The organism is Gilliamella sp. B3023 (assembly GCF_026536845.1).
Taxonomy (GTDB): domain Bacteria; phylum Pseudomonadota; class Gammaproteobacteria; order Enterobacterales; family Orbaceae; genus Gilliamella; species Gilliamella apicola_E.
On sequence record NZ_JAFNNH010000001.1, the window covers coordinates 1 to 25,406 of the forward strand.

A 25,406-nucleotide genomic window follows, 5' to 3' on the forward strand; every position below is an offset into this window, starting at 1 on the left:
GGGTATTACCCATGTGAGAGTAGGGTGCCGCCAGACTTTTAAATTAGAGCGAAAGCCCAGCAGCAATGCTGGGCTTTTTTGCATTCTACAATTAGTAAAAGTATATTCATGAATCATTTACTATTCAGATCCATTTGTCTAAGGAGTAAACAGTGGATAATTTAAACTTTTTATATCAATTTTTTGGTTCAGATTTTATTGAAAAATACACAACAGTTCCTCAACTAATTGGTATATTAGGTTATCTTGTCGGTGTTAGTGCCTTTTTGCAACGTAATGATAATGCATTCCGATGGCAATTAACGATTGTTAACGTCATTATGACGCTGCATTTTTATTTATTAGGTCCTGAATCCTATCCTGCTGCTATACTCAATATTGTAAATATTTTTAGGAATGTGACTTCTACTTATACTAAGAATTTTTTAGCAATGTTTTTCTTTATTGCATTGATGTGGATATTTTATTTTTTTACAACGCCGGATTGGAAGCAATTCATTAATTATTTCTCGGTTATTGGAACGACATTAGTAACCATTGCGCTATTTCGATTTGAACAACAAAAGATGCGATTACTTATATTATTGAGTAGTGCTTTATGGATCATTTATAGTTTATGGATAGGCTCTTTAGGAAGCTTAGCGATAGAGATTACATTTGCGCTAATTAATATTATTACTATTATTAAATTATCTCAAAAATCTCGCATATAATATTAGATTTAGACGATTAATATCATTTTCCTATTTATTTATTAGTGTATGTATGAAACAATTCAGCTATATAAAAAAATAAATTTTTGAGGTAGTCAGTGATTGATAATGATGGCTACCGTCCAAATGTAGGAATCGTTATTTGTAACAGGTATGGTCAAGTACTTTGGGCTCGACGTTATGGGCAAAACTCTTGGCAATTTCCTCAGGGCGGAATAAAACTAAACGAAACACCTGAACAAGCAATGTTTCGTGAACTTAATGAAGAAGTAGGATTACAACCCAAAGATGTAAGAATTTTGTCGGTTACCAATGGCTGGCTAAGGTATAAACTACCTAAACGAATGATTCGTTGGGATAATCAGCCTGTATGTATCGGCCAAAAGCAGAAGTGGTTTTTATTAGAATTAATTTCTGATACATCGGTAATAAACTTAAATATTTCACCAACGCCAGAATTTGATGATTGGAAGTGGGTAAGTTATTGGTATCCTATAAGGCAGGTTATTGCTTTTAAGCGTGATGTATATCGTAAGGCGATGAAAGAGTTTTCTTTGCCTGTTTTTACTATACAATCTGACATAGAAGATCCTATAACAAATCTTTCTAAGAAAAAACGATTTAACTTCTTTACTCATAAACGAAAAAATAAACAGCGTGTTAAAAAATGAATCAATTTTTACAATTCCCCAATTTTGATCCAATTGCTTTTTCAATCGGACCTATTACCTTACACTGGTACGGTGCAATGTATTTATTTGGCATACTTGGCGCCTTATATTTAGCTAAGCGACGAGCTAACAAACCAAATAGTAATTGGACATCGCAACAAGTTGAAAATTTACTCTTCTGGGGATTTTTAGGTCTCTTCATTGGTGGACGATTAGGCTATATATTATTTTATAACTTTGATGCTTTTATTGATGAGCCTGCAATCTTATTTCGAGTTTGGGAAGGCGGCATGTCTTTCCATGGTGGATTGATTGGTGCAATTTGCGTAATTGCTATATTTGCTAAAAAGAACCAAAAAACATTTATGCAAGTAGCCGATTTTGTTGCACCGTTAGTTCCGATCGGTTTGATGTTTGGTCGTTTTGGTAATTTTATCAACGGTGAACTTTGGGGACGTGTAACTAACTCATCAATTGGTATGTTATTTCCGACTTCGACTCATGCCGATTTTATGTTTGTACAATCACATCCCGAATGGTTTTCTTTATATAGCCAATTAAATGGTGTTTTACCAAGACACCCATCACAACTTTATGAAATGGTATTTGAAGGTATAGTCTTATTTATTATCTTGAACCTTTTTATCCGTAAACCACGTCCAACAGGTGCTGTGTCAGGGCTATTTTTGGTTTGCTATGGAATATTCAGATTCATCATAGAGTTCTTCAGACAACCAGATGAACAGTTAGGATTATTTTTGAATTTTATTAGTATGGGGCAAATTCTCTGTCTACCAATGATTATCGGTGGAATTTTGATCCTTTTATATGCATATAGATTTAACAATAAGGTTATCTCAAAATGAAACAATATTTAGCATTAATGCAAAAAATTTTAGATGAGGGAACACCTAAATCAGATCGAACAGGGACAGGTACATTATCGATCTTTGGTCATCAAATGCGATTTAATTTGCAAGATGGCTTTCCGTTGGTAACAACAAAAAAATGTCATTTACGTTCAATTATCTATGAATTGCTTTGGTTTCTTAAAGGTGATACCAATATTAATTATTTAAAAGATAATAAAGTAACGATATGGGATGAATGGGCGGATGAAAATGGTGATCTTGGCCCAGTTTATGGTAAACAATGGCGTGCTTGGGGAGCCGCCGATGGTCGTCAGATAGATCAAATCTCTCAAGTAATTGAACAAATTAAACATGATCCTGATTCAAGACGAATGATCGTTTCTGCATGGAATGTTGGCGAACTTGATCAGATGGCATTAGCGCCATGTCATGCTTTTTTTCAGTTTTATGTTGCTCAAGGTAAACTATCGTGTCAACTCTACCAGCGTTCATGTGATGTATTTTTAGGATTACCATTTAACATTGCCAGTTATTCGTTAATCGTTCACATGATAGCTCAGCAGTGTGATTTAGAAGTCGGTGATTTTGTTTGGACTGGTGGAGACACACATCTTTATTCTAATCATATGGAACAGACCCATTTACAATTAAGTCGTGAACCGAAACCATTGCCTAAACTGGTTATTAAACGTAAGCCACCTACAATTTTTGATTATGAGTTTGAAGATTTCGAAATTGTTGGCTATGACCCTTATCCTGCAATTAAAGCGCCAGTAGCTATTTAAAATTAAAAAAAAGTTGAGGAGCGGCCTTTTTGAGCGTATTTCAATTTAATAATTACTAAAAATTATAGAATAGGGATTAATCAATTTAATCCCTAACATCTTTTTTAAAACATTATCTTTACAAAAAAATCTATTAATAAAATGATGTTCCATCATGCTTAATTATTTTATTTTTCTGCCGCTTAATTCAAGATTGGTATATAATAATTCACTTTGTTTAAATTGTTATTTAATCTTAATATGAGTCAAGAAATTCATCCTACTTTTACAAAACGGTTATTACATCCTCGTTACTGGTTAACGTGGTTTGGTATTAGTATTTTATATCTAATCGTATTGTTGCCATATCCAATAATTTATCAAATAGGAAAAGGCTTAGGATTGCTTTCAATGAAGTTAATCGGTAAGCGTAAAGAAACCGCAAAACAGAACTTGAAACTATGTTTTCCTGAAAAAACTGATCAAGAACGCGATAAAATATTAAGAGATAATTTTATTTCAACTGGACTTGCTATATTTGAAACGGGTATGGCTTGGTTTTGGTCAGATAAAAGACTTGCTAAACACTCTTCAATTGTAGGTGATTCGCATATCACTCGCATACAACAATCTGGACAAGGTGTTCTATTAATTGGGATTCATTTTTTAACGTTAGAACTAGGTGCACGTATTTTAGGAATGAGTCATCCTGGTGTTGGTGTCTATCGACCAAACGATAATCCGGTTATGGATTATATTCAATTAAAAGGACGTTTAAAATCAAACAAATATATGTTGGATCGCTATAATACTAAAGGCATGATTAGAGCACTAAAAAATGGTGAATTGTTATGGTATGCACCTGATCATGATTATGGCCCTAAAAATAGTGTATTTGCTCCACTTTTTGCTGTCGAAAAAGCCGCAACCACAATAGGGACTCGAATTTTAGTTAAATTAGGCCAACCAGCAATTATACCTTTCACCCCTAAACGTGAAACAAAAGGTCATTATACCGTTTATGTGACTCCTGAACTTAAGGGATATCCTATCGATGATGATGTTCAAGCGGCCACGTTTATGAATAAAGCAATTGAACAGGAAATTCTTAAAGCACCAGAACAATATATGTGGTTGCATCGACGATTTAAAACTCGTCCCAAAGGGGATGCTCCTTTATATACTGATAAAGTTCAATCAGATTAATTTAACAAATTCGATTGTGAAAAACGATAAGATACGATATGCAAAAACTAAATAAAATAATTTTGTATTGCCGGCCTGGATTCGAAAAAGAATGTGCGGCAGAAATAACTGATAGGGCCGCACAAAAAGAGATATTTGGATTTGCGAAAGTTAAAGAAAATAGTGGTTATATAATATTTGAATGTTACCAAGATGGTGATGCTCAATTATTGATTAAAGAAATTTCATTTCGAACACTGATTTTTGCCAGACAAATGTTTGTTGCAGGTGATTTATTAGATAATTTACCAACAGAAGATCGTATCACTCCAATAATCGAGGCATTATCTGGTATTGTTGATAAAGCAGGTGATTTGCGTGTCGAAGTTGCTGATACGAATGAAGGTAAACAATTAGCAGGATTTTGTCGGAAATTTACAGTTCCTCTTCGACAAGCTTTACGAAATAAGCGCATCCTTTTAAAAGTTCAAAATCCATCACGGCCAGTAATTCATCTATTATTCATTAACAATAATAGTTGTTATGTAGGATATTCCTTAAGTCAAAATAATTCACCTTTTTATATGGGAATACCAAGATTAAAATTTCCTGCTGATGCCCCAAGCCGTTCCACGTTAAAACTAGAAGAAGCTTTTCATATTTTTATTCCTTATGAAGAGTGGGATGAACGGCTAAAAGGTGGTTTAAATGCAGTTGATTTAGGTGCATGTCCTGGAGGATGGACTTATCAATTAGTCAAAAGAAGCATGATGGTATATGCTATAGATAATGGTCCGATGAATGAAAAACTTATGGAGTCAGGGCAAGTTAAACATTATCGTGAAGATGGCTTCAAATTTATACCTAAAAAGCATAATATTTATTGGCTAGTGTGTGATATGGTTGAAAAACCAGCCAAAGTAACAGAATTAATTGCCAAGTGGCTTATTAATGGTTGGTGCCGAGAGACAATTTTTAATCTCAAGTTGCCAATGAAAAAACGTTATGAAGAAGTAAAACAAAATTTACAATTACTAATAAAAGAACTAAATAATAATCAAATCAATGTACAAATTCAGGCTAAGCAGCTTTATCACGATCGTGAGGAAGTTACTGTTCATGTGCAACGAATTTGGGGATGAAAATTTATAAGAGAATGGGTATGAAATTAAAACAATCCTTTTATGCTATTGTTATGTTAGCATTATTTTCGCTTTTAATTGGCTGTAATCTCAGCTTATCGAAAAGTGGTAAATATGATGAGACTAAAGATTCCAATTATTATTTGTCGCAAGCTGAATCAAGTTCAGGAAATGCCAAAATCGATTGGCAATTGTTAGCTGTGCGGGCTTTAATAAATGAGAATAAATTGTCTCAAGCAAACAAATTATTATCTGAGCTTCCTGCGAATCTTAATGCTGAACAACAAAAAGACCAATTGTTATCTCAAGGCGAAATAGCGGTCAGAAAAGGACAGCCATTTAATATTAATCAACTATCTGCTGATAAATTAAATGATTCACAATCATATCGTTATTATTCAATAAAATTAGCTTTAGATCGCAAAGCTAGAAATATAAATGAACAAGCTCATGATTATTTGTCTTTACAAAAATTTGCCCCTGAGAAACATCAAAAGCAGATATTAAATAATACTTGGAAATTCTTTAGCAAATTATCTGCAAGTCAAATAAGCCAAATTTCTGCCCTTGAAAATGAAGTAATATTAAAAGGTTGGATTGATTTAAGTTATACATATAAAAGTAATAATAAAAAAGCATTAGCTCAGTCAGGTGATAGTACTGATGTTGTTGATGCAACAAATAGTAGTCAAAGTGCACAATTAAAACAAGCTATTGAAGATTGGTCATCAAGATATCCAAATCATCCAGCCCAAGAGATTGTTTCGGCGCTAGTAGGTGGCCAAAAGCTTTCAGTTGATAATGTAAATACGAAAACAGTTGCTTTATTATTACCTTTAAATGGTTCTTCTCGTATATTTGGTAATACAATTCGTCAAGGTTATGTTGATGCTGTTAAATTTTATCCACAAGAACCGCAACAAAATGTTGTTGTTTTAGATACCACATCATTACCAATGGAAAGCTTAATTGAACAAGCTCAAGCACAAAATGTTGAATTAATTGTTGGTCCATTGTTGAAAGAAGAAGTCATTAAAATAAAACAGTTAGCACCTTCTATTCCTGTTTTAGCATTAAATAAAGTGGATGATGGTACTGTTTCCTCTAATAAGATGTGTTTCTTCGCATTATCTCCTGAAGATGAAGCAAAAGATGCGGCTGACCATATTTTTGCTCAAAATAAGCAAAAACCACTGTTAATTGTTCCACAAACTGATTTAGGTAGACGAGTTGCTAAAAGTTTTGCTAAACAATGGTCACAAATTGCTAATGGTTCTCAAGCTTATGTCCAATATGTCGGTAGTATCGGTACTTTGAGAGGCAATATGAATCATAATAGTGGAATAAGTTTAACTGGCCGTCCAGTCTCTTTTGATGATGGTAGTGCTACAACATCATCAAGTTCCGCTGGTTTTGATGCGATTTATGTTTATGCATCATATGACGAATTAACGTTAATAAAACCAATGCTTGATTTGGGCGCGGGCAAAACTATTGGTAATGGGTCATCATCAGTTACACTTTATTCTAGTTCTAAAAGCCATGTAGCAAGCGCTTCAAATGATTTTAACTATGATATGAATAAAACTGAGTATGCTGATATTCCATTGATTATTAAGTCATCTGATAGAATGTCTTCCCTTATCCCTGGCAATATTCAAAAAGATTATTCTTTAACTCGATTATACGCTATGGGTATTGATGCATGGAGACTCGCTAATCGTTTCAATCAATTGGATTCTTATCAACCTAATTTTTTAGATGGTATGACCGGTAAATTGTCAACAAGTAATCAATGCGAAGTAACGCGATCACTTTCTTGGCAAGAATATGTTTATGAAGCATCTGATCAGTCCTCACAGCAAAGCGAATAGTAAAAAAATTGGTAAGTATTATGAACAATTAGCTTGCCAATTTTTAACCAAGCAAGGACTTGTATTATTGGAACAAAATAGCCTATACCAAATTGGTGAAATTGATTTAATTATGCGAGACAAAACCTGCTTGGTCTTTATTGAAGTTAGATATAGAAAAAATGCCCATTTTGGTGAAGCTGAAATGACAATATCGTTTAATAAACAATCTAAAATTAAACAAGCTGCACAACTTTGGATGTTAGAGAATAACTTTAATATTGAAGAAACAGAGTTTAGATTTGATGTTTTTGCCATAACGGGCAAAGATCAAAAATGGATAGTTAATGCGTTTTAATGGTTAGGTGAAAAACGTGCAAGATTTAATAAAAAATTATTTTACTGAAAGTATTCAAACTCAAATAGTGATGGCGGAATCACTAGGCTCTTCAATTGAAAAAGCAGCTAATATTATTGTTGGTGGATTACTTAATGGTAATAAAATTATGGGATGTGGTAATGGGGCTGCGGCAGCGAATGTACAAAGCTTTACTTCACGCTTAATTACAAGTCTTGACATTGAAAGGCCAAGTATTCCTGCTATTGCTTTAGTTTCGGATAATGTTTTGTTAAGTGCGATATCAAATCATGAAGAGATATATGCGAGGCAAATTCAAGCTTTAGGGCAACAAGGTGATATTTTGATTATATCCACTTGTGAAGGTAATAGTCGTTCAATTATTCGTGCCGTCCAAGAAGCTGTGATAAAAGATATGAAAATTGTTGCATTAACCGCATTTGATGGCGGTGAAGTAATCGGATTGCTTGGTCAGAATGATATTGAAATCAGAATTCCATCTTACAAAAAGGTGATGGCCTACGAAATGCACACAATGATTTTGAACTGTTTATGCCAATTAATTGAAAATACTTTGTTTATTCATACAGAATAAGTTGAAATAAAAACAGTTTAGTTCTGCATTAATAGCTATTTTTGTGCTATAATTATAAGCTATTTTAAGATTTAAATTAATAAGAGAACATGGTGTTATGACCGAACTAGCCAAAGAAATAACTCCCGTCAATATTGAAGACGAATTAAAATCCTCTTATCTTGATTATGCAATGTCTGTTATCGTCGGGCGTGCTTTGCCTGATGTACGTGACGGACTAAAACCCGTCCACAGACGAGTTTTATTTGCTATGCATGAAGCTGGATACGACTGGAATAAACCTTACCGAAAATCTGCTCGTGTTGTCGGGGATGTAATCGGTAAATATCATCCACATGGTGATTCTGCTGTTTATGACACTATCGTTCGTATGGCACAACCATTCTCATTACGTTATATGCTTGTTGATGGTCAAGGTAACTTTGGTTCTGTTGACGGCGACTCTGCTGCTGCAATGCGTTATACCGAAATTCGTATGCAAAAATTTGCAGGGGCATTGTTGACAGATCTTGACAAAGAAACCGTAGACTTCTCGCCAAACTATGATGGATCAGAAATGATCCCTGATGTCCTTCCAACTCGAATTCCTAATTTACTCATTAACGGTTCATCGGGTATTGCAGTTGGTATGGCAACTAATATTCCTCCTCATAATTTAGCTGAAGTGATTAATGGCTGCTTGGCATTCATTGAAGATGAAAATATCTCTGTCGATGGTTTAATGGAGTATATTAAAGGTCCAGATTTTCCTACCGCAGCATTAATTAATGGGCGTAAAGGTATTGAAAATGCCTATCGAACTGGTCGTGGTATCATTTATATTCGTTCTAAAGCAACGGTTGAAGTTGATGATCACACTGGTCGTGAAACGATTATTGTTAATGAAATTCCTTATCAAGTTAATAAGAAAAAATTAATCGAGAAGATTGCAGAGTTAGTCAAAGATAAAAAAATTGAAGGCATTTCAGCACTGCGCGATGAATCAGACAAAGATGGTATGCGTATTGTTATTGAGATTAAACGCGATGCCGTTGGTGAAGTTGTTTTAAATAATCTTTTTTCATTAACTCAACTACAAGTTTCTTTTGGTATTAATATGGTGGCTTTACATAAAGGCCAACCAAAACTATTAAATTTAAGAGAAATGATCGAAGCGTTTGTTCTTCACCGCCGTGAAGTGGTAACGCGTCGAACTATTTATGAACTTCGTAAAGCTCGTGAACGTGCACATGTATTGGAAGGTTTAGCTATTGCATTAGCTAATATAGATCCTGTAATTGAATTAATCCGTGCCGCGGCTACGCCTTCGGAAGCTAAAGCTAAACTATTATCGCAAGCTTGGCAACTAGGTAATGTTGCTGCAATGCTTGAAAAAGCTGGTAATGATGCTGCTCGACCGGAAGATTTAGCGCCAGAGTTTGGTATTCGAGATGGCCATTATTATCTTTCAGAAGCTCAAGCTCAAGCTATCTTAGATCTTCGTTTACATCGATTAACCGGACTTGAACACGAAAAAATTCTTGATGAATATAAAGAGTTACTAATTCAAATTAGTGGTTTACTCCATATCCTTGCAAGCCCTGAAAGATTAATGGAAGTTATTCGTGAAGAGCTTGAAGCGGTTCGCGATCAATTCCAAGATGCAAGAAGAACAGAAATTACTGCAAGCAGCGCTGATATCAATATTGAAGACTTAATTGCTCAGGAAGATGTTGTAGTTACACTTTCTCATCAAGGTTATGTGAAATATCAACCGCTATCTGATTATGAAGCGCAACGTCGAGGTGGTAAAGGTAAATCGGCAACAAAAATTAAAGAAGAAGATTTTGTTGAGAAGTTATTAGTTGCTAATACTCACGATACTATACTTTGTTTCTCTAGCCGTGGCCGTTTATATTGGATGAAAGTGTATCAATTACCAGAAGCCAGCCGAGGTTCTCGAGGTCGTCCAATTATTAATTTATTACCGCTAGAAGCTGATGAACGCATTACAGCAATTCTACCTGTTCGTGAATTTGATGATGAACATTGTGTATTTATGGCAACAGCACAAGGTACGGTTAAGAAAACCTCCCTAATTGAATTTAGTCGTCCTCGAAGCGGTGGCATAATTGCTATTAACTTACGTGATGATGATGAACTTATTGGTGTTGATTTAACAAGTAATGAAACATCTGATATCGTTGATGATGAAGAACTAAACGATGATGTGGTTGTTGAAGATACAGATAGTGATGATGAAGTCTCTCAAATCTCTAACACCGAAGACATTATGTTATTCTCTGCTAATGGTAAAGTGGTTCGATTCCCAGCGAATAAAGTTCGTTGCATGGGACGAACAGCGACAGGTGTTCGAGGTATTAAATTAGAAGGTGATGATAAAGTTGTATCACTAATTGTTCCTCGAGGAAATGGTGCAATCTTAACTGCAACTCAAAATGGTTATGGAAAACGTACTGAACAAGAATTATATCCAACTAAATCACGCGCTACAAAAGGGGTTATCTCTATTAAAGTGAGTGAACGAAACGGTGCAGTAGTTGGTGCAGTACAAGTTGAAGAAACTGACCAAATCATGCTTATTACTGATGCTGGTACCTTAGTACGTACTCGTGTATCTGAAGTAAGCATAGTGGGCCGAAACACTCAAGGGGTAACCTTAATTCGAACAGCCGAAAACGAAAAAGTGGTCGGATTACAACGAATTGCTGAAACGGAAGATGATGATGAATCGGAATTGTCCCAAGAGGCTTATGATAGTGATGATTCCGCTCAAGAATCCGAAGAATAATTTTTAATTATAAAAAAGGATTAGCCACACAGACTAATCCTTTTTTGTTTTCGAAAACCACGACAAGGAATAGAATTACATGTCTTTCTCTATAAAAAAAGTTGTAACTAATCTTGCTTGGCAAATTTTAATTGCCTTGGTCTTAGGTGTAGTGGCAGGTGCTTTTCTATATGAATTAGCTGATCCTAATCATGAATTACATTCATATTATCAATTTGCAATTGTTAATATTTTCCAACCAGCAGGTGATATCTTTATCCGCTTAATCAAGATGATTGTATTACCAATTATTCTTAGTACGTTAACGTTAGGTATAGCAGGCATTGGTGGTTCAAAACGTTTAGGAATGCTTGGTTTTAAAACTATTCTTTATTTTGAAATTATTACTACTATTGCTATTTTGTTAGGTCTTTTTTGGGGAAATTTCTTTGCACCTGGCGCGGGAATTGATTCTTCAACGTTAGCCTCAGCAGATATTAGTAAATATACTAAAGCAGCTGAAGAACTTAGCGGTAAACCTCACGGTTTAATTGTTATGATTTTAGACATGATTCCAGCTAATATCTTTAAAGCAATGTCTGATGGTGCAGTTTTACCTGTTATCTTCTTCTGTGTCTTTTTTGGCTTAGGCTTAATGTCGCTACCGGATAAACAGCGTGATCCATTTTTATTCTTGTTAAAAGTGGTATCAGATACAATGTTTAAAGTCACTAATATGATTATGCGTTACGCACCTATTGGGGTATTTGCATTAATCACGGTAACTGTTGCCAAATATGGATTCGCTTCATTATTGCCATTACTGAAATTGATTTTAACCGTTTATTCAGCAATGATTATATTTACCTTGGTCATATTAGGTTTAGTTTGTAAATTGTGCCGATTTAATATTTTTACCTTATTAAAAATATTGAAAGAAGAACTCGTCATTGCGTTTTCAACTGCAAGCTCTGAAACAGCTTTGCCTAAGATCATTGAAAAAATGGAAGCTTATGGTGCACCGAAAGCAATTACGAGTTTTGTTATCCCTACTGGATATTCATTTAATCTTGATGGTTCAACACTATATCAAAGTATAACTGTTATTTTTCTCGCGCAATTATTTGGTATGGATTTAAGCATTCTGGATCAAATTATCATTGTTATAACATTGATGATAGCATCAAAAGGGATCGCTGGTGTACCAGGTGCTTCAATTTTAGTGTTATCAGCTACACTTGGTAGTGTTGGTATTCCAATCGAGGGTATTGGTTATATTATGGGTGTTGAGCGTATTTTAGATATGGGTAGAACAGTAGTTAATGTTGTGGGTAATGCATTGGCTGCTATCGTTATAGCCCGCTGGGAACATGCTTTTGATGATAAAAAAGCAAGAGCATATGAGCAAGAATATTTAAAATAAGACATCATTTAATTTATAAAGCTTCAGTTGAAACTGGAGCTTTTTTATTAATTTAATCTAATTATCACAAACATAGATATAAAAAAACCCAGCTAAGCTGGGTTTTTTATTTAAAAGTAAAATTATTTAATTTTAGCTTCTTTATAAACAACGTGCTGACGAACAACAGGATCGTATTTTTTGATCTCCATTTTTTCAGGCATTGTTCTTTTATTTTTGCTAGTGGTATAAAAATGACCGGTACCAGCAGAAGAAACTAATCTAATTTTCTCACGTACACCTTTAGCCATGATATGGTTTCCTTATTAGTACTTTTCACCACGGGCACGAAGTTCAGCTAAAACTGCATCAATACCCTTTTTATCGATAGTTCGCATACCTTTAGCAGATATACGTAATTTTACAAAACGTTTTTCACTCTCAACCCAAAAACGGTGAGTTTGAAGATTTGGTAGAAAACGACGTTTAGTAGCATTCATCGCATGAGAACGATTATTTCCCACTAAAGGACCTTTTCCTGTTACTTGGCATACTCGTGACATGTCAATAATTCTCCGAAATTTCTATGCTTAAGCCTTGGGCGTAATATGTTAATGGAATTAACCTCGTCAGGCTTTTAGTTTGCTGCAGTTCTATTTGAGAAGCAGTCTAACCTCTCACACTACACCCATAATAATGAGGTAGCGAAGTATACGCTTTTACAGGTAAATTCTCAAGCATTATCTTATCTAAGCTTAAAAATAAGTTTTTAATTGAAAAAGATTAATAATTCTAAATTCATTATTATGACGAAATAATTATCTCATAATTTAGATTGTTTTTGTTCAATATAAAACGATTTAATCTTATAATAACTGTGTTTTAATACTATGGATTTTAAATTTCATCTATTAGTCTGAATTTATTTACTTTCAAGGAGATAGTATGAGTCAGTTTACGCCATATAGCATCTATGGCATTATCGGTTATCCTTTGGGGCATAGTATGAGCCCACTTATTCATACTACATCTTTCCAAGATTATGGTATTCCTGCCGTACTTGTACCTTTTCCTACACCACCAGAGGAAATTGCGACACTTTTTAAATCAGTACGATTACTAAATATCCGTGGTTTGTGCGTTACGATCCCTCACAAACAAACTATTATTCCTTATTTAGATGAAGTCACTGATCATGTTAAAAAAGCGGGTGCAGCTAATTTAGTTTATTGGGATGGTGATAAGCTTTGTGGCGATAACACCGATATTATTGGTTTTATGCAACCACTAGCGCAAAAGAAATTACCAGCTGAATATAAAAAAGTGTTAATACTTGGGGCGGGCGGTGCAGCACGTGCGGCGGTTGTTGGATTACAAGATCTTGGATATAGTGATATAACAGTTACCGATATTGTCACTGATTTACCCGAAGCATTAGCTAAAGAATTTAATCTTAAAACGGTAGCTTGGGCAGATAGAGATAAAGTTGAAGCACAGATTATTGTCAACTCTACTCCATTAGGTATGCAAGGTAAATTTGAAGATCAAACTCCTTATGAACAAGCATGGTTTAAAGGTAAAGGCATAGCTTACGATATTGTGTACACACCATATAACACGAAGTTTAGACAAGAAGCTGAAAAAGCAGGATGGGAATCGATTTCTGGACGTGAGATGTTTATTGGTCAAGCAAATGCTCAATTTAAAATTTGGACAGGAAAAGAGCTTTCAGATAGAGCAAAACAAGCTGTGATTGATGCTTTATCAGGTAAATAAAAGCTTAAAATTAACCATCTCATTCAATTGGGATGGTGACTGAATATTTAATCTTCATCTTAAAAATTTATTAAATCGGCTAAGATTGTTAAAGTGATTAATAAATTTAAAATGTGATTAAAAGGGAGTATTTATGACTAATTTAGAGTTACAAGCATTTCGCCGTTTTCTGATGCTAAAAGTATCAGAGGCAAGTGAGTATATTGGTAAAACGGACGTAAAAACTTGGCATGATTGGGAAAACGGAGTTTTACCTGTTCCTGAAAATGTCGCAACTACAATGAAAGAATTAAAAAATCTTCGTAGTGAAAAAATAAAACTGATTATCAATAGTATTAATGATCGTGTTGGAAGTAATACCATTCGATATTTCATGACATACCAAGAGTTTAAAAAAGTGAATCCTGAATTAGATGTGATTCAATGGCGATTGCATCAATCGATTGCTACTGAACTTTATTTTAGAGGTTTAGAAAAGTTGTGTTGATTGTTATGCTCAACGCTAGATTATGTTTAAAGAATGCTAGGTAAATTGCATTAAATTATTTACACTTTTTTGGATATTATTATTCATTAAATCATATGGATAATAAAATCAAATTGTAAAAAAATATTGCAAAAATAAAAATGAATCACTAGCATACATAAATAACTTATTTTAAGATCTGTATATCAAGAAGGGCCCAAAATGAAAAAAATAATTTTTTTAGTTGGCGCAAGAGCTGCTGGCAAAACAACAATGGGTAAAATGTTAGCCAAAGAGTTATCATTTTCTTTTATCGATACAGATTGTCATTTACTTGAAACCACGCAAAAAACGGTTGCTGAGATTGTAGAAAAAGAAGGTTGGGAGGGTTTTCGTGCTAGAGAAAGCCAAGTCCTTATTGATACCGCTAAGCCAAATCGCGTTATTGCAACTGGTGGCGGTATGGTATTAGCTGAGAAAAATCGACAGTTTATGAAGCAAAATGGTGTCGTCATATTTCTATCTGCGCCTGCTGAAATATTAGCAGCTCGCTTGATGAAAGATCCTAATATTGCTCAACGACCATCATTAACGGGTTTATCAATTTCTGACGAAATGGAGAAAGTTCTTGCTGAACGTTTGCCTTTATATCATGATGCTGCTCATCATATTGTAGATGTTGATCAAGATGAAAATTTAATTCTAAATCAAATGATTGAAAAACTGAAAAATCATTAACTCTACTTCTTTCATTATCTTCCATTAACTATTCGCTAAGCTATTTTTATAAAATAGTTTTATCTATTTTATGTTCTTGAATTTTTCAAAAAAGACTTGCCATTGGATAAAAAATAAATAAAAATACAAAAAATTTGAATAAATATTCATTTTGGGTGGTGGTGCGATGAAAGAAAGAACAACTGAACTCGTTGATGGTTTAAGGCATTCAGTACCTTATATTAATGCACATCAAGGAAAAACATTCGTTATTTTATTAACTGGTGCAGTTTTAAAAAGTAATAATTATGCAAGTATCATTAGTGACATTGGTTTATTGCATAGCTTGGGTATTAAACTGGTCATTGTTAATGGTGCGCGTAACCAAATAGATGAATCACTGAAAAATCATAATATTAAACCTAAATACCATAAAAATACTCGGATCACTGATGGCCCAACTCTAGATGTAGTTAAACAGGTAACAGGGTTATTACAACTTAATATTACCGCCAGCTTATCAATGAGCTTAAATAATACACCTTTGCAAGGCGCACATATTAATGTGGTTAGTGGTAATTTTGTTATAGCACAACCATTAGGTGTTGATGATGGTGTTGATTATTGCCATACAGGTAAAATACGTCGAATTAATAACGAAGCAATAGATGAGCAATTAAATCGTGGTTCGATTGTACTATTAGGTCCTGTAGGTGTGTCAGTTACAGGTGAAAGTTTCAATTTATCGTCAGAAGATGTTGCAGCCGAAGTAGCTATTCGACTTAAAGCCGATAAACTAATCAGTTTTTGTGCAGAACAAGGTGTACTTGATGAACAAAATCATGTAATAACTGATCTGTTCCCAGTGGATGCTGATAATTATGTTAATCGCAAAGAAGAATGTGGTAAACACCTATCTAGTGAGGCTCGTTTTTTGCGTGCGGCATCCAAAGCATGTCGTAATGGCGTCCGTCGTAGCCATTTAGTTAGTTATCTAGTAGATGGCTCTATTTTGCAAGAATTGTTTTCTCGCGATGGTATTGGTACACAAGTTGCAATGGAACATTCAGAGCAAGTTCGCTTGGCAACAATCAATGATATAGGTGGGATATTGGAGCTGATTCGACCACTTGAAGAGCAGGGTATCTTAGTTAAACGTTCACGAGAACAATTAGAGATGGAAATTGACAAATTCACTATTATTGAACGTGATAATATGACAATTGGCTGTGCTGCGCTTTACCCTTATCCAGAAGAAAAAATGGGTGAAATGGCTTGTTTGGCTATTCATCCGCAATATAGAAACTCATCACGCGGTGATTTATTATTAGAAAAAATTTCAGAAAGTGCTAATAATTTAGGATTAGAAAAAATCTTTGTGCTTACCACTCGAAGCATTCATTGGTTTCGTGAAAAAGGTTTTAATCCAGCTGAAGTGGATGATCTACCGATTAAAAAGAAACAACTCTATAATTATCAAAGAAATTCAAAAATATTAATGTTTGATTTAATTTAAATTTATCGAGAAAAAGTCCGTTACAGCAACGGACTTTTTGATTAACTAAATAGCTTAACAATAAATTCAGTGATTAACGATAAGGATGTGAAATCAGGATCAGCAAAGGTTACACCTTCAACACCTAAAAATTTAAAGAGAGGTAATGCGAGGGCTGGCAACACACATAAAAGTAAACCATTAACGAAAGAGGCAATAACCGCTCCTCTTGCTCCACCTGTTGAGTTACCAAATATTGCTGCTGTTCCACCAGTGATGAAGCTTGCCATAATTCCGGGAATGATAATAGGTAAACCAATAAAGGGGAAAACAACCACACAAGCTATTTCAGTAAAGAAACTCACAATAAAACCAACTAATACACAATTTGGTGCTTTATCAAAAAACACCATTGGATCGACCGCCGGCACACAACCAGGTGCGACAACTTGGGCAAATCCTTTAAAAGCTGGGATGATTTCTTCAGTAAAAATAGCGACCCCTTTTTTGGCAATATAGAGTCCTCCGGCAAAAATAGCTGATTGTTCCAACGCAAAAATAATAAACGTATTGTTTTTCAGTATCTCTTTCAAATACTCAGCGGATGAAAAAGCGCCGGATAAGCATAGTAAAACAAACATGGTAATAAAAGTCGCAACATCTGATTGCCTTAAAAAGCTAAAACGATCATTTATTTTAATCTTTTCGATATCATTTTTTTTATTTCCTAGCCATTTACCTAAATAGGAACCTAATAAGTATGAAACTGTACCAGCATGGGCAATACAATAATCATTATGCCCTATTATTGTACGGCTAAATTTAGAGAGTAAAGTTGGAAATATCGCCATATAAAGGCCAATAATCATTGCGCCAGTTGCAACAATGATATAGCCATTATAGCCCATACCTTGTAAAACTGCGGTAAATGAAAATGCCATGAATAGCACTAAATGCAATGATAAATAAATCGATTTAAAACGGGTAAATCTTGCTAATAGTAGATTAATTATCATCGCAAAAAAGAGGATAAAGGCGGCACTAGTACCAAGTGATTCCATCGTCAATGCGGTAATGGCTTCATTACTTGGTACGACCCCATGCATTCCAAATGCATGAGTAAACATGTTACTGAACATAATTAACACACCACCTAAGATTTTTCCACCCGTTTTAATTAACACAAAACCAATAAATGAAAGTAGGGTGCCAGTAATAATTTTAGAAAGTTTTGCTCTCTGTAGTACCAAACCAATGAACGCAACTAATGCAATTATGATAGCAGGCTGACCAAATATATTTAGAAAAAGATCCATGTTTTTGCTCCAAATTTAATAACAAAACTGAAGATCATTATAATTAAAACAGCGTTCCAAATTGTGTTTTGGATCACAAATTAACAAATGAAATATGCAAATAATCAATTGGTAGCAAATTATTGATCTTGATTATGGAACATTAATTAAACTTTTTAGTTGATGATTTTCTGGGTTGATTGACGTTTATTTGTAAAAATAATTGAGGAGTCTATACCATTTCATTAAGTTTTGAGTTCTATATTGAATTACTTAATTTACATTGAACGGATAAAAATCATTTTAGAGGCGAGATTTTAAAGTCAAAACGATTAATGAGAGATCACGTTGTGGTAAAAAGAAAATTTAAAAAACAGCATAATGAACAAAAGCGTGATATCTTGCTTGCGCTTAGTCGGTATTGATTTCACGGAAATTAATGATAGATAATGCACTTTTTAGCGAAGATCAATGAAATATTCTGTAGTTCTTCAAGTAAATTTAATAAGATTATTTATTGCGTTAATTTTGAGTCAGAAAAATAAGCGTTACCTGTTTTGTTTGTCGGTTTGACAGTTTCAATTGGTAACGCTCTAGTTTGTGAATTTTTTATTAGCTCAAATCTGAGCCACCAAATTATTATTGATGAGTAATATGACTTCCTTTTTCTTTTATAATATCTGATCCTTTTTCTACATTAATTTTAGTGTGACTAAACTCAACTGATGCGTTACGAATTTTAAAACCGTTTTCCGCTTCAATATTGATGTTTGAAAATCTAATATTATTGAATGGCTTTTCTGGTGTTCCAATAATAAAACCAGCGTAATTACTTTTACCTTTTACAGTAAGATTATTGAAGCTAATGTTATTGAAGTATGGGGTTTGTTTATGCTCTTTTGGTTGTTCAGTATCCGCAGGATAAATCTGATCGCCTAACATAAATCCACCAGCAAATTCACCTTCTTGCAACGCTTTAATTTTTGCATCTTTTGTTGTTGGGCCGCCTTTATAATAAGCTGACAAAACAATTGGCGTTTTTACATTGACCATTGTTGTATTGTTATACTCAATATCTTTAACTTCACCACCTTTGCCTCTTGGCGATTTGATTCGAATACCATACATCGCATCGGTAAAGGTATTATTTTCTGCAAGTAAATTGCTCACACCGCCATATGTTTCTGAACCAATAGATAATCCACGACCGAGCATAAAGTTATTATCTGCAATATAAAAATCATGGCTAAGGTTGTTTACTGTTGATTTAATGGCAACATGGTCATCACCCACACTTATTGTGTTTTTTGTAATACTGACTCTTCTACTATCCATTGGATCAATGGCATCCGTGTTTTGCCACCAAGCTGGAGCGGATATTGTTGTTTTATTAATTGTAATATTTTCCACATTTTTAAAAACAATATGAAAACTTGGCGAATTTTGTATTGTGACGCCTTCAACTAAAATATTGTTAGCGTTTTTAAATAAAAGTAGACGTGGGCGATTTGTTGGTCCCTTTTTTCCGGCTTGACGAGTCTCAGCGCGGTATTTTTCTAGAAGCGTTGAACCTTGCCCATCAATAATTCCTTCACCGGTGATAGCAATATTTTTTTCTTCTGCAATATTAATAAACCCAATCCATTGTTTTGTTAGTGGTAATGATTCATCTGATGATGACCATTTTTTTTGTTCTTCTGAAGGATGATATGCACTTTCCTCTGCTGAAGCTTGTACTACCGCCCCTTTTTCTAAATGAAATTCAATATTACTTTTTAAAAATAGCGGTTCAGATAGGTAATAACCCGCAGGAACAATAACTTTACCACCGCCATTTTGCGCACAATCATTAATAGCGGTTTGAAATGCTTTTGTATCATACCAAATACCTGTTGCTTCAGCGCCATAATCTCTAACATTACATTGTTTATTAGGAATATTAAGTTTGTCCAAAGTAACTGGAACAAATGGTGGTGAAGCTATCACAGCGAAACTAGCGGTAAGCGTGAGTAAACTAATAGATAATCCATTTTTTATAATTAAACGATACATGTTTTTTCCTTAATGAAGAATAAAAAAGATGAAGTATAAAAATGATTATCTAGGTTAATAGTCTAAGAATCTGTTAATAGAGTCACAAATTTAAAAAATAATTTATAAAAATTGAAATGACGTTTTAATTTACGCAAGTGTCAGCTTTTTTATGAGATCAATTAACTAATTGATTTGCCATTTCATCACTAATGACTAATACATCAATATAATTTGCATTTAATGCAGCGATTAAACTGTTAAGTTTTTCAGCGTCGCCACTTGCACATATTTTTAGAGGGATTTTTTTTAAATTTTCTAACGTCACGCCAATAATTTGATCATGGAATGGCGTTTGTAATTCTTTACCATTTTTGTCATAAAATCGCGATAAAATGTCGCCGACAATTTTTCTGTTAGTAATTTTTTGAAAAAGTTCACCATAAAAACCATACCAAATTGAGCTTTTGGATATAGCTGGACAACCAATACTAAATAAAGCAACTGTGATCTTATTCCACCAATCATTGAGTTCTTTCATGTGTTGAGTTTTTTCAATTTCAGTTTTTAAATTAGCGGTATCAACGATAGCGGGGTAATCAATTAATATTGCTTTACTTTTAAGTTTATCGGAAAGTTTACAAGCTATATTATTTACGTGGTATTTTGTTTCAATCTTGCCAGAAGGGCCACCAATCATTGGTACGATGGTAACATTTTCAAATGTAGCATTATCATTTTTTAAACTATTCACAATATAATTGATCGAGCGTCCCCAGGACACACCAATCACATCATTATCGGTAATATTTTTGAGTAAGACACTTGCTGCCACATTACAAACAATCTGATTTTTACTTTCATTGTCTATATCAGTGTTGACGGGTACAACAATGACTTGTTTTAAATGATATTTATTACAAATTTTTTCTTCTAACGCTATATCAGGTAACAGATTATAATTAATCGAAATTGAAACAATGCCTAGCTCGCGTATTGTTTTTAACATTCGACTAATGCTTGAGCGATGTATGTTAACTATTTTTGCTATTTCGGACTGTGTTTTATTTTCTTCATAATACAATTGAGCAATCTTAATTAACATCTTATGCTGTTCAAACTCGTCGTTGCTAAAATTTTGATTAATCATAGTAGCGTTATCTTATTATCTTTAGTTATTAAAAAACTCCATATTTTTATTCAAATCAAGATGTCACAAATAAATGTCATCTTGATTTGAATAGAGTATAAATCAAGAATCAATATCAGGAAAATAATTTAAAACATAATCTTCAGCTTCTTTTGACCAAATACCATTATTTTTAGAGAGTATTTTTTGTAAAGTAATATCATCCGCATTTTTATCTAATGATTCTATGCATTTAAGATCAAACTTTTTGTGGGTATAAACTAATTTTTTTCCACCTTTAATCTGATCCTGTATTTGAGTGACTTTACTTGCTTGGTCTATACCCATAATGTGAGTTACGATTTTTGCCACATCTACCGAACCTGATTCGATTAGTTTCACCGCTTCTCGCATATCATTAGTATTACCGCCTGAAGTGCCAACGATATGGGTAAAGTTATAATGAACATCGTAGAAATTAATTTCAGCCGAAAAGTTTTTATCTTGGGGTCCAGCAAAAAAGTTAAGGCAACCGTCAATCGCTAATAGTTGAGAGGCGAGTTGAATTAACTCTTGAGAAGGTAAGAAAACAAAAACATCATCAAAACTTCCTGTGGTGGATTTATCTTTTAATAATTTCGCTTGATCATCGACATTAGAAATATCCACAAATTCTAATTCAATACCATTACGAGATTGATAAAGGGTTTTTAGATGTTCTATTTTCTCTTTGCTACGACCAGTTACGACAACCTTTTTAGGTGCGATGGGTCCCCCTAATGCATAATCTATTGCTAGCATACCCATAGGGCCCGTACCACCTAAAATAATCAGATTACCATTAGGCTTTATGCCCATAATATGTTCATAACTATTTGGCTTTAAATGAAAATTAGCATTGAATGCCCCAATGATACACGACAATGGTTCAATTAACGCACCTTCGAAATAAGTTTGTCCATCATAAGGAATCAAACAGTCTTGTTTTAGTACATCATGGTTAATTATCATGTAAGTTGCACAACCACCAGTATAAGGATAAGAATAACCTACGCAATATGGGCTATCAGAAAGTTGTAAATTGGCCTGAACGACATATTTTTGTCCTGGTTTGAATTTATGTTGCCATTTTTTACCCACTTGTATAATTTCACCGCAGCATTCGTGTCCAATAATAATGGGGTTATTTTTTAAGTCGGGTGGCGTTTTTTTATGATTTTCACCTTGATTGACTAATTTTAATGAAGACATACACATACTATCTACAATGACTGTAACTAGAATTTCATCATCAGTAATTTCAGGAAGTTGAAATGACTCCAATCGCAAATCATTTTTTCCATACAGTCTAACTGCTTGAGTTTTCATATATTCCTCTAATTCTCTAATTTGGTTAAATTTATTTAGGAAAAGGTTTAAAGCGTTTTTATTTCAAGAAATCAAATACTATTAATAAAGTACTCTGTAATTGCTTTAAACCTTTTTATTCATTTTCAACGGTCAATTTTTTATTTCTTTAACGCTTTAACCTTTAGCAAGAATACCTAAACCATAGCCAATAATACCTACCGCAAATAATGCAAAGATTAAAATTATTGGACTGACTTTTTTCCTTAACAATTTCATCATCAAAAGTGTTAACGCTAATGGCAATAATCCTGGTACAAGGTCATTGAGAATGCCTTGTACTGTCATAATGACCTCTTCTCCATTCATGCCGGTCGTTTGGGATACAATAAGTGGGACATTTATGGAGGTCCATTTTGTGACTAAGACACCCATGATAAATAGGCCTAAAATTGTTGCGCCTTCTGTTAATTTTGGAAGAATATTACCTGAAAGATCTTTAACAATTCCGATTCCTTTAGATAATCCATACGTTAATCCATACCATTTCATGGCAAGTCGAATTAAGTTAAATAAGACAAAAAACAGTAATGGCCCAGCTATATTTCCGGTTAGTGCTAGTGATGCCCCAAGCGCTGCAGTTATTGGACGTAAGGTTCCCCATACTAATGGATCACCCACTCCCGCTAACGGTCCCATTAAACCAACTTTTAAACTGTTAATTGTGCCATCAGAGATATCAGCACCATTTGCTCGAGCTTCTTCCATTGCCATGGTAACGCCTATAACGGGTCCACACATTGCTGGAGTCGTATTGAAAAACGTTAGATGTCTTTTTAATGCTTCACGTTGCTCCTCTTTGGTTTTGTATACTCGTTTGATTGTAGGAATCATATCCACACAAAAAGCTAAGGCATGAATTCGTTCATAGTTGAAAGATGCTTGTTGAAAATTAGATCGAATAAATGTACTAACAATATCTTTCTTTTGAATGGTATTTAACATTTCTTTCATAATAGAATCCTTATTTATTAATCGTCTAACTCGTCATCAGCAATGATTGAATTTGCCACGATACTTTTTTCGCTATTTTTAGTCGTGTTAAACTTTGAATTTAATTGGACATAAATGGTGGCAAAAATAACGCCTAAAATACCGAATGAGAGTAAACTGAAGTTTAAGTAACCTCCAAGAACAAAGCCTAAATAGAAGAAAGGTGCTAAATATTTAACCATCATCATGTTTAATACCATTGCATAACCAACTACCACAATAAATCCACCCGCAACAGCAAGACCACTAGTAACAATATCTGGCAACATGCTTAATAAGGTGTTAACGGTATTGGCATCAACATAAATGGCGACCAATGTTGCTGGTATTGCTACTCGTAAAGCTTGTACAAAAAGCGCGCTATAATGTAAAAGTTCTATTTTTTTGAATTGAACTTTTTCTGCGGCATTATCAGCTTCATGTTGGAAGACAACCGTGATTGTTCTTGCAAATACCGTAAGAACTTGACCCGCTGCTGCAACGGGGAGGGCGATTGCGATTCCAGTTTGAATATCTTGTTTACCTACTACAACTAATATCGCGGATATAACACTAGCCAGTGCTGAATCAGGTGATTGTGCCGCACCAATATTCATCCAGCCTAATGCAATCAATTCAAGCGTACCACCTAAAATGATACCTGTTTTTATATCACCTAATATTAAGCCTATGACGGTACAGGCAATTAATGGGCGATGAGTTTGAAACTCATCAAGCACACTTCCCATACCTGCTATACAAGAGAAGATGAATATTAATACAATTTGAAATAATGAAATTTCCATTTTTTGCCTCCTTGTTTATTCCTATTAATTAATAGGGAATTCTTGTTCAAGTAGCTTGATAAAATCGACGTTGAGATCGGTAATTACCACTTTTAAGCAAAGATCAACTCCCATCTCATGCATCTTTCTAAATGCCGATACATCGTTTTCATCCACTGACACCGCTTTAGTAATCTGCTTTTTACCTGCTTTGAAAGACATACCACCAATATTGATACTCTTAATTGGTACACCTTGTTCGATTAATCGCAGAATATCGGTTGGATTGGTAAAAAGATAAAACACGGTATCGTTTTCATATTTTGGGTTTTTATAAACCGCTGCCGCTTTTTCAATACTCACAACAGAAACTTTAATTCCAGGAGGTGCAGCTTGTTTAACTAATGTGGCTCGGATTTCGTCATTAGCAACTTCATCACTAACAACAATGATTCTTTCTGCTTTTGCTTCTTTGGTCCAAACTGTTGTGACTTGACCATGTATTAAACGGTCATCAATGCGTACTAAATTTATAATCATTTAAAGTTCCTCTTCTTCAGCGATATTTTTAGCTATTTTTTTGAAAGATTTGATGAAATCGGATTTCATGTCATTAAGTTGTTCAAAAGTTTCTTCAAGGCTAATTGAAGAGTAATCAAGATGTAATAACGCTAAACAAAGTGGTAAAGATAAACCACTGATGACTTCGATGTTTTCTGATTGCATTGCCAACATTGCCGCTGCGTTATAAGGGCTACCTGAAAAAATATCAGTAATAATGATGAATGGTTGCTCAGTTGATTGATTAATAATTTTTAGATATTTGTCTTTTAATGTCTCAATACCATCACCTAACTGAAAAGTGATAGCCCGTACATTTGGATACTCACCAGCTATCATTTCAATGCTATTTTTCATTTCCACGGCAATGTTTCCATGACCCGCTAATATAAAGTTCATCTCACACCTCTTTCACAAATTCTCTTGTTGCTTCACAAATGTTTAAAT

Annotated in this window: 25 protein-coding genes; 15 read left to right on the forward strand and 10 right to left on the reverse strand. The window is 34.1% G+C overall.

What is annotated here, in order from left to right:
• Positions 1-152: 152 nt before the first annotated feature.
• From J3U16_RS00005 to gltP, 11 genes are all read left to right on the forward strand, one after another.
• Entirely contained in the window at positions 153-713 is a 561-nt protein-coding gene (locus J3U16_RS00005; protein ID WP_065561971.1) for a YgjV family protein, read from the forward strand.
• A gap of 98 nt (positions 714-811) precedes the next feature.
• Positions 812-1,384 carry an RNA pyrophosphohydrolase gene (gene rppH / locus J3U16_RS00010; RefSeq protein WP_065735008.1) on the forward strand — a complete coding sequence of 191 codons (573 nt, stop codon included), beginning with the start codon at positions 812-814 and terminating at the stop codon, positions 1,382-1,384.
• On the forward strand, positions 1,381-2,250 hold the full coding sequence (lgt, locus tag J3U16_RS00015; protein ID WP_267330935.1) for a prolipoprotein diacylglyceryl transferase: 870 nt from the start codon (positions 1,381-1,383) through the stop codon (positions 2,248-2,250). The genes rppH and lgt overlap by 4 nt, the downstream gene beginning before the upstream one ends.
• Entirely contained in the window at positions 2,247-3,041 is a 795-nt protein-coding gene (gene thyA, locus J3U16_RS00020; RefSeq protein WP_065735010.1) for a thymidylate synthase, read from the forward strand. Before lgt ends, thyA begins: the two co-directional genes overlap by 4 nt.
• Positions 3,042-3,281: 240 nt before the next feature.
• Entirely contained in the window at positions 3,282-4,226 is a 945-nt protein-coding gene (gene lpxL, locus J3U16_RS00025; protein WP_220225559.1) for an LpxL/LpxP family Kdo(2)-lipid IV(A) lauroyl/palmitoleoyl acyltransferase, read from the forward strand.
• A 38-nt stretch (positions 4,227-4,264) separates the two neighbouring features.
• Positions 4,265-5,347 carry a 23S rRNA (cytidine(2498)-2'-O)-methyltransferase RlmM gene (gene rlmM, locus J3U16_RS00030; RefSeq protein WP_065735012.1) on the forward strand — a complete coding sequence of 361 codons (1,083 nt, stop codon included), beginning with the start codon at positions 4,265-4,267 and terminating at the stop codon, positions 5,345-5,347.
• 20 nt (positions 5,348-5,367) lie between these two features.
• Positions 5,368-7,221 (forward strand): penicillin-binding protein activator, encoded by a 1,854-nt coding sequence (locus tag J3U16_RS00035; protein WP_267342300.1) that lies wholly within the window; start codon positions 5,368-5,370, stop codon positions 7,219-7,221.
• On the forward strand, positions 7,184-7,558 hold the full coding sequence (locus tag J3U16_RS00040) for a YraN family protein (protein WP_065735146.1): 375 nt from the start codon (positions 7,184-7,186) through the stop codon (positions 7,556-7,558). The genes J3U16_RS00035 and J3U16_RS00040 overlap by 38 nt, the downstream gene beginning before the upstream one ends.
• Positions 7,559-7,574: 16 nt before the next feature.
• The gene (locus J3U16_RS00045; RefSeq protein WP_065561979.1) at positions 7,575-8,153 is read left to right on the forward strand and encodes an SIS domain-containing protein; all 579 of its coding nucleotides are present in this window, start codon (positions 7,575-7,577) and stop codon (positions 8,151-8,153) included.
• 97 nt (positions 8,154-8,250) lie between these two features.
• On the forward strand, positions 8,251-10,944 hold the full coding sequence (gene gyrA / locus J3U16_RS00050; RefSeq protein WP_065735014.1) for a DNA topoisomerase (ATP-hydrolyzing) subunit A: 2,694 nt from the start codon (positions 8,251-8,253) through the stop codon (positions 10,942-10,944).
• A 91-nt stretch (positions 10,945-11,035) separates the two neighbouring features.
• Positions 11,036-12,346 (forward strand): glutamate/aspartate:proton symporter GltP, encoded by a 1,311-nt coding sequence (gene gltP / locus J3U16_RS00055; protein ID WP_176713972.1) that lies wholly within the window; start codon positions 11,036-11,038, stop codon positions 12,344-12,346.
• A 122-nt stretch (positions 12,347-12,468) separates the two neighbouring features.
• Here gltP and rpmG read toward each other — a convergent pair whose 3' ends face one another.
• Both rpmG and rpmB read right to left on the reverse strand, forming a co-directional pair.
• The gene (gene rpmG / locus J3U16_RS00060) at positions 12,469-12,636 is read right to left on the reverse strand and encodes a 50S ribosomal protein L33 (protein ID WP_034884348.1); all 168 of its coding nucleotides are present in this window, start codon (positions 12,634-12,636) and stop codon (positions 12,469-12,471) included.
• A gap of 15 nt (positions 12,637-12,651) precedes the next feature.
• Positions 12,652-12,888, reverse strand: coding sequence for a 50S ribosomal protein L28 (rpmB, locus tag J3U16_RS00065; RefSeq protein ID WP_025314527.1), 237 nt, complete (start codon positions 12,886-12,888; stop codon positions 12,652-12,654).
• 382 nt (positions 12,889-13,270) lie between these two features.
• Between rpmB and aroE the strand changes: the two genes are divergently transcribed.
• The 4 genes from aroE (at position 13,271) to argA (ending at position 16,800) form a co-directional block, all read left to right on the forward strand.
• The gene (gene aroE, locus J3U16_RS00070) at positions 13,271-14,101 is read left to right on the forward strand and encodes a shikimate dehydrogenase (RefSeq protein WP_065735020.1); all 831 of its coding nucleotides are present in this window, start codon (positions 13,271-13,273) and stop codon (positions 14,099-14,101) included.
• A gap of 133 nt (positions 14,102-14,234) precedes the next feature.
• Positions 14,235-14,588: a DUF1870 family protein gene (locus tag J3U16_RS00075; RefSeq protein ID WP_065561983.1), complete on the forward strand. Its 354-nt coding sequence runs from the start codon at positions 14,235-14,237 to the stop codon at positions 14,586-14,588.
• Positions 14,589-14,789: 201 nt separating this feature from the next.
• Positions 14,790-15,305 carry a shikimate kinase AroL gene (aroL, locus tag J3U16_RS00080; RefSeq protein ID WP_065561984.1) on the forward strand — a complete coding sequence of 172 codons (516 nt, stop codon included), beginning with the start codon at positions 14,790-14,792 and terminating at the stop codon, positions 15,303-15,305.
• Between the two features lie 166 nt (positions 15,306-15,471).
• Complete coding sequence (argA, locus tag J3U16_RS00085; RefSeq protein WP_065735021.1) at positions 15,472-16,800, forward strand: amino-acid N-acetyltransferase; 1,329 nt, start codon at positions 15,472-15,474, stop codon at positions 16,798-16,800.
• 41 nt (positions 16,801-16,841) lie between these two features.
• Here argA and J3U16_RS00090 read toward each other — a convergent pair whose 3' ends face one another.
• From J3U16_RS00090 to J3U16_RS00125, 8 genes are all read right to left on the reverse strand, one after another.
• The gene (locus J3U16_RS00090; RefSeq protein ID WP_267342302.1) at positions 16,842-18,095 is read right to left on the reverse strand and encodes a PTS ascorbate transporter subunit IIC; all 1,254 of its coding nucleotides are present in this window, start codon (positions 18,093-18,095) and stop codon (positions 16,842-16,844) included.
• Positions 18,096-18,713: 618 nt separating this feature from the next.
• A complete protein-coding gene (locus J3U16_RS00095; protein WP_267342304.1) occupies positions 18,714-20,126 on the reverse strand; it encodes a glycoside hydrolase family 28 protein in 1,413 nt (470 codons plus the stop codon).
• A gap of 157 nt (positions 20,127-20,283) precedes the next feature.
• A complete protein-coding gene (locus J3U16_RS00100) occupies positions 20,284-21,255 on the reverse strand; it encodes a sugar-binding transcriptional regulator (RefSeq protein WP_065561987.1) in 972 nt (323 codons plus the stop codon).
• 102 nt (positions 21,256-21,357) lie between these two features.
• A complete protein-coding gene (locus J3U16_RS00105) occupies positions 21,358-22,602 on the reverse strand; it encodes a zinc-binding dehydrogenase (RefSeq protein WP_065561988.1) in 1,245 nt (414 codons plus the stop codon).
• 156 nt (positions 22,603-22,758) lie between these two features.
• Positions 22,759-23,595, reverse strand: coding sequence for a mannose/fructose/sorbose PTS transporter subunit IID (locus J3U16_RS00110; protein WP_267330940.1), 837 nt, complete (start codon positions 23,593-23,595; stop codon positions 22,759-22,761).
• Between the two features lie 17 nt (positions 23,596-23,612).
• The gene (locus J3U16_RS00115) at positions 23,613-24,419 is read right to left on the reverse strand and encodes a PTS mannose/fructose/sorbose transporter subunit IIC (RefSeq protein WP_267342306.1); all 807 of its coding nucleotides are present in this window, start codon (positions 24,417-24,419) and stop codon (positions 23,613-23,615) included.
• 24 nt (positions 24,420-24,443) lie between these two features.
• Positions 24,444-24,938 carry a PTS system mannose/fructose/N-acetylgalactosamine-transporter subunit IIB gene (locus J3U16_RS00120; RefSeq protein ID WP_267342307.1) on the reverse strand — a complete coding sequence of 165 codons (495 nt, stop codon included), beginning with the start codon at positions 24,936-24,938 and terminating at the stop codon, positions 24,444-24,446.
• Positions 24,939-25,358, reverse strand: coding sequence for a PTS sugar transporter subunit IIA (locus J3U16_RS00125; protein ID WP_065561992.1), 420 nt, complete (start codon positions 25,356-25,358; stop codon positions 24,939-24,941). It lies immediately after the preceding gene.
• Between the last annotated feature and the right edge of the window lie 48 nt (positions 25,359-25,406).

What these genes read in the sequence shown, in the direction of transcription:
- J3U16_RS00075 (WP_065561983.1), top strand. Translation starts at nt 14,235, where the DNA reads ATGACTAATTTAGAGTTACAAGCATTTCGCCGTTTTCTGATGCTAAAA.
- gyrA (WP_065735014.1), top strand. Translation starts at nt 8,251, where the DNA reads ATGACCGAACTAGCCAAAGAAATAACTCCCGTCAATATTGAAGACGAA.
- J3U16_RS00090 (WP_267342302.1), bottom strand. Translation starts at nt 18,095, where the DNA reads ATGGATCTTTTTCTAAATATATTTGGTCAGCCTGCTATCATAATTGCA.
- J3U16_RS00120 (WP_267342307.1), bottom strand. Translation starts at nt 24,938, where the DNA reads ATGATTATAAATTTAGTACGCATTGATGACCGTTTAATACATGGTCAA.
- argA (WP_065735021.1), top strand. Translation starts at nt 15,472, where the DNA reads ATGAAAGAAAGAACAACTGAACTCGTTGATGGTTTAAGGCATTCAGTA.
- rpmB (WP_025314527.1), bottom strand. Translation starts at nt 12,888, where the DNA reads ATGTCACGAGTATGCCAAGTAACAGGAAAAGGTCCTTTAGTGGGAAAT.
- rlmM (WP_065735012.1), top strand. Translation starts at nt 4,265, where the DNA reads ATGCAAAAACTAAATAAAATAATTTTGTATTGCCGGCCTGGATTCGAA.
- lgt (WP_267330935.1), top strand. Translation starts at nt 1,381, where the DNA reads ATGAATCAATTTTTACAATTCCCCAATTTTGATCCAATTGCTTTTTCA.
- thyA (WP_065735010.1), top strand. Translation starts at nt 2,247, where the DNA reads ATGAAACAATATTTAGCATTAATGCAAAAAATTTTAGATGAGGGAACA.
- J3U16_RS00040 (WP_065735146.1), top strand. Translation starts at nt 7,184, where the DNA reads ATGAAGCATCTGATCAGTCCTCACAGCAAAGCGAATAGTAAAAAAATT.
- rpmG (WP_034884348.1), bottom strand. Translation starts at nt 12,636, where the DNA reads ATGGCTAAAGGTGTACGTGAGAAAATTAGATTAGTTTCTTCTGCTGGT.
- lpxL (WP_220225559.1), top strand. Translation starts at nt 3,282, where the DNA reads ATGAGTCAAGAAATTCATCCTACTTTTACAAAACGGTTATTACATCCT.
- J3U16_RS00110 (WP_267330940.1), bottom strand. Translation starts at nt 23,595, where the DNA reads ATGAAAGAAATGTTAAATACCATTCAAAAGAAAGATATTGTTAGTACA.
- J3U16_RS00105 (WP_065561988.1), bottom strand. Translation starts at nt 22,602, where the DNA reads ATGAAAACTCAAGCAGTTAGACTGTATGGAAAAAATGATTTGCGATTG.
- aroE (WP_065735020.1), top strand. Translation starts at nt 13,271, where the DNA reads ATGAGTCAGTTTACGCCATATAGCATCTATGGCATTATCGGTTATCCT.
- aroL (WP_065561984.1), top strand. Translation starts at nt 14,790, where the DNA reads ATGAAAAAAATAATTTTTTTAGTTGGCGCAAGAGCTGCTGGCAAAACA.
- J3U16_RS00035 (WP_267342300.1), top strand. Translation starts at nt 5,368, where the DNA reads ATGAAATTAAAACAATCCTTTTATGCTATTGTTATGTTAGCATTATTT.
- J3U16_RS00100 (WP_065561987.1), bottom strand. Translation starts at nt 21,255, where the DNA reads ATGATTAATCAAAATTTTAGCAACGACGAGTTTGAACAGCATAAGATG.
- J3U16_RS00115 (WP_267342306.1), bottom strand. Translation starts at nt 24,419, where the DNA reads ATGGAAATTTCATTATTTCAAATTGTATTAATATTCATCTTCTCTTGT.
- J3U16_RS00095 (WP_267342304.1), bottom strand. Translation starts at nt 20,126, where the DNA reads ATGTATCGTTTAATTATAAAAAATGGATTATCTATTAGTTTACTCACG.
- J3U16_RS00125 (WP_065561992.1), bottom strand. Translation starts at nt 25,358, where the DNA reads ATGAACTTTATATTAGCGGGTCATGGAAACATTGCCGTGGAAATGAAA.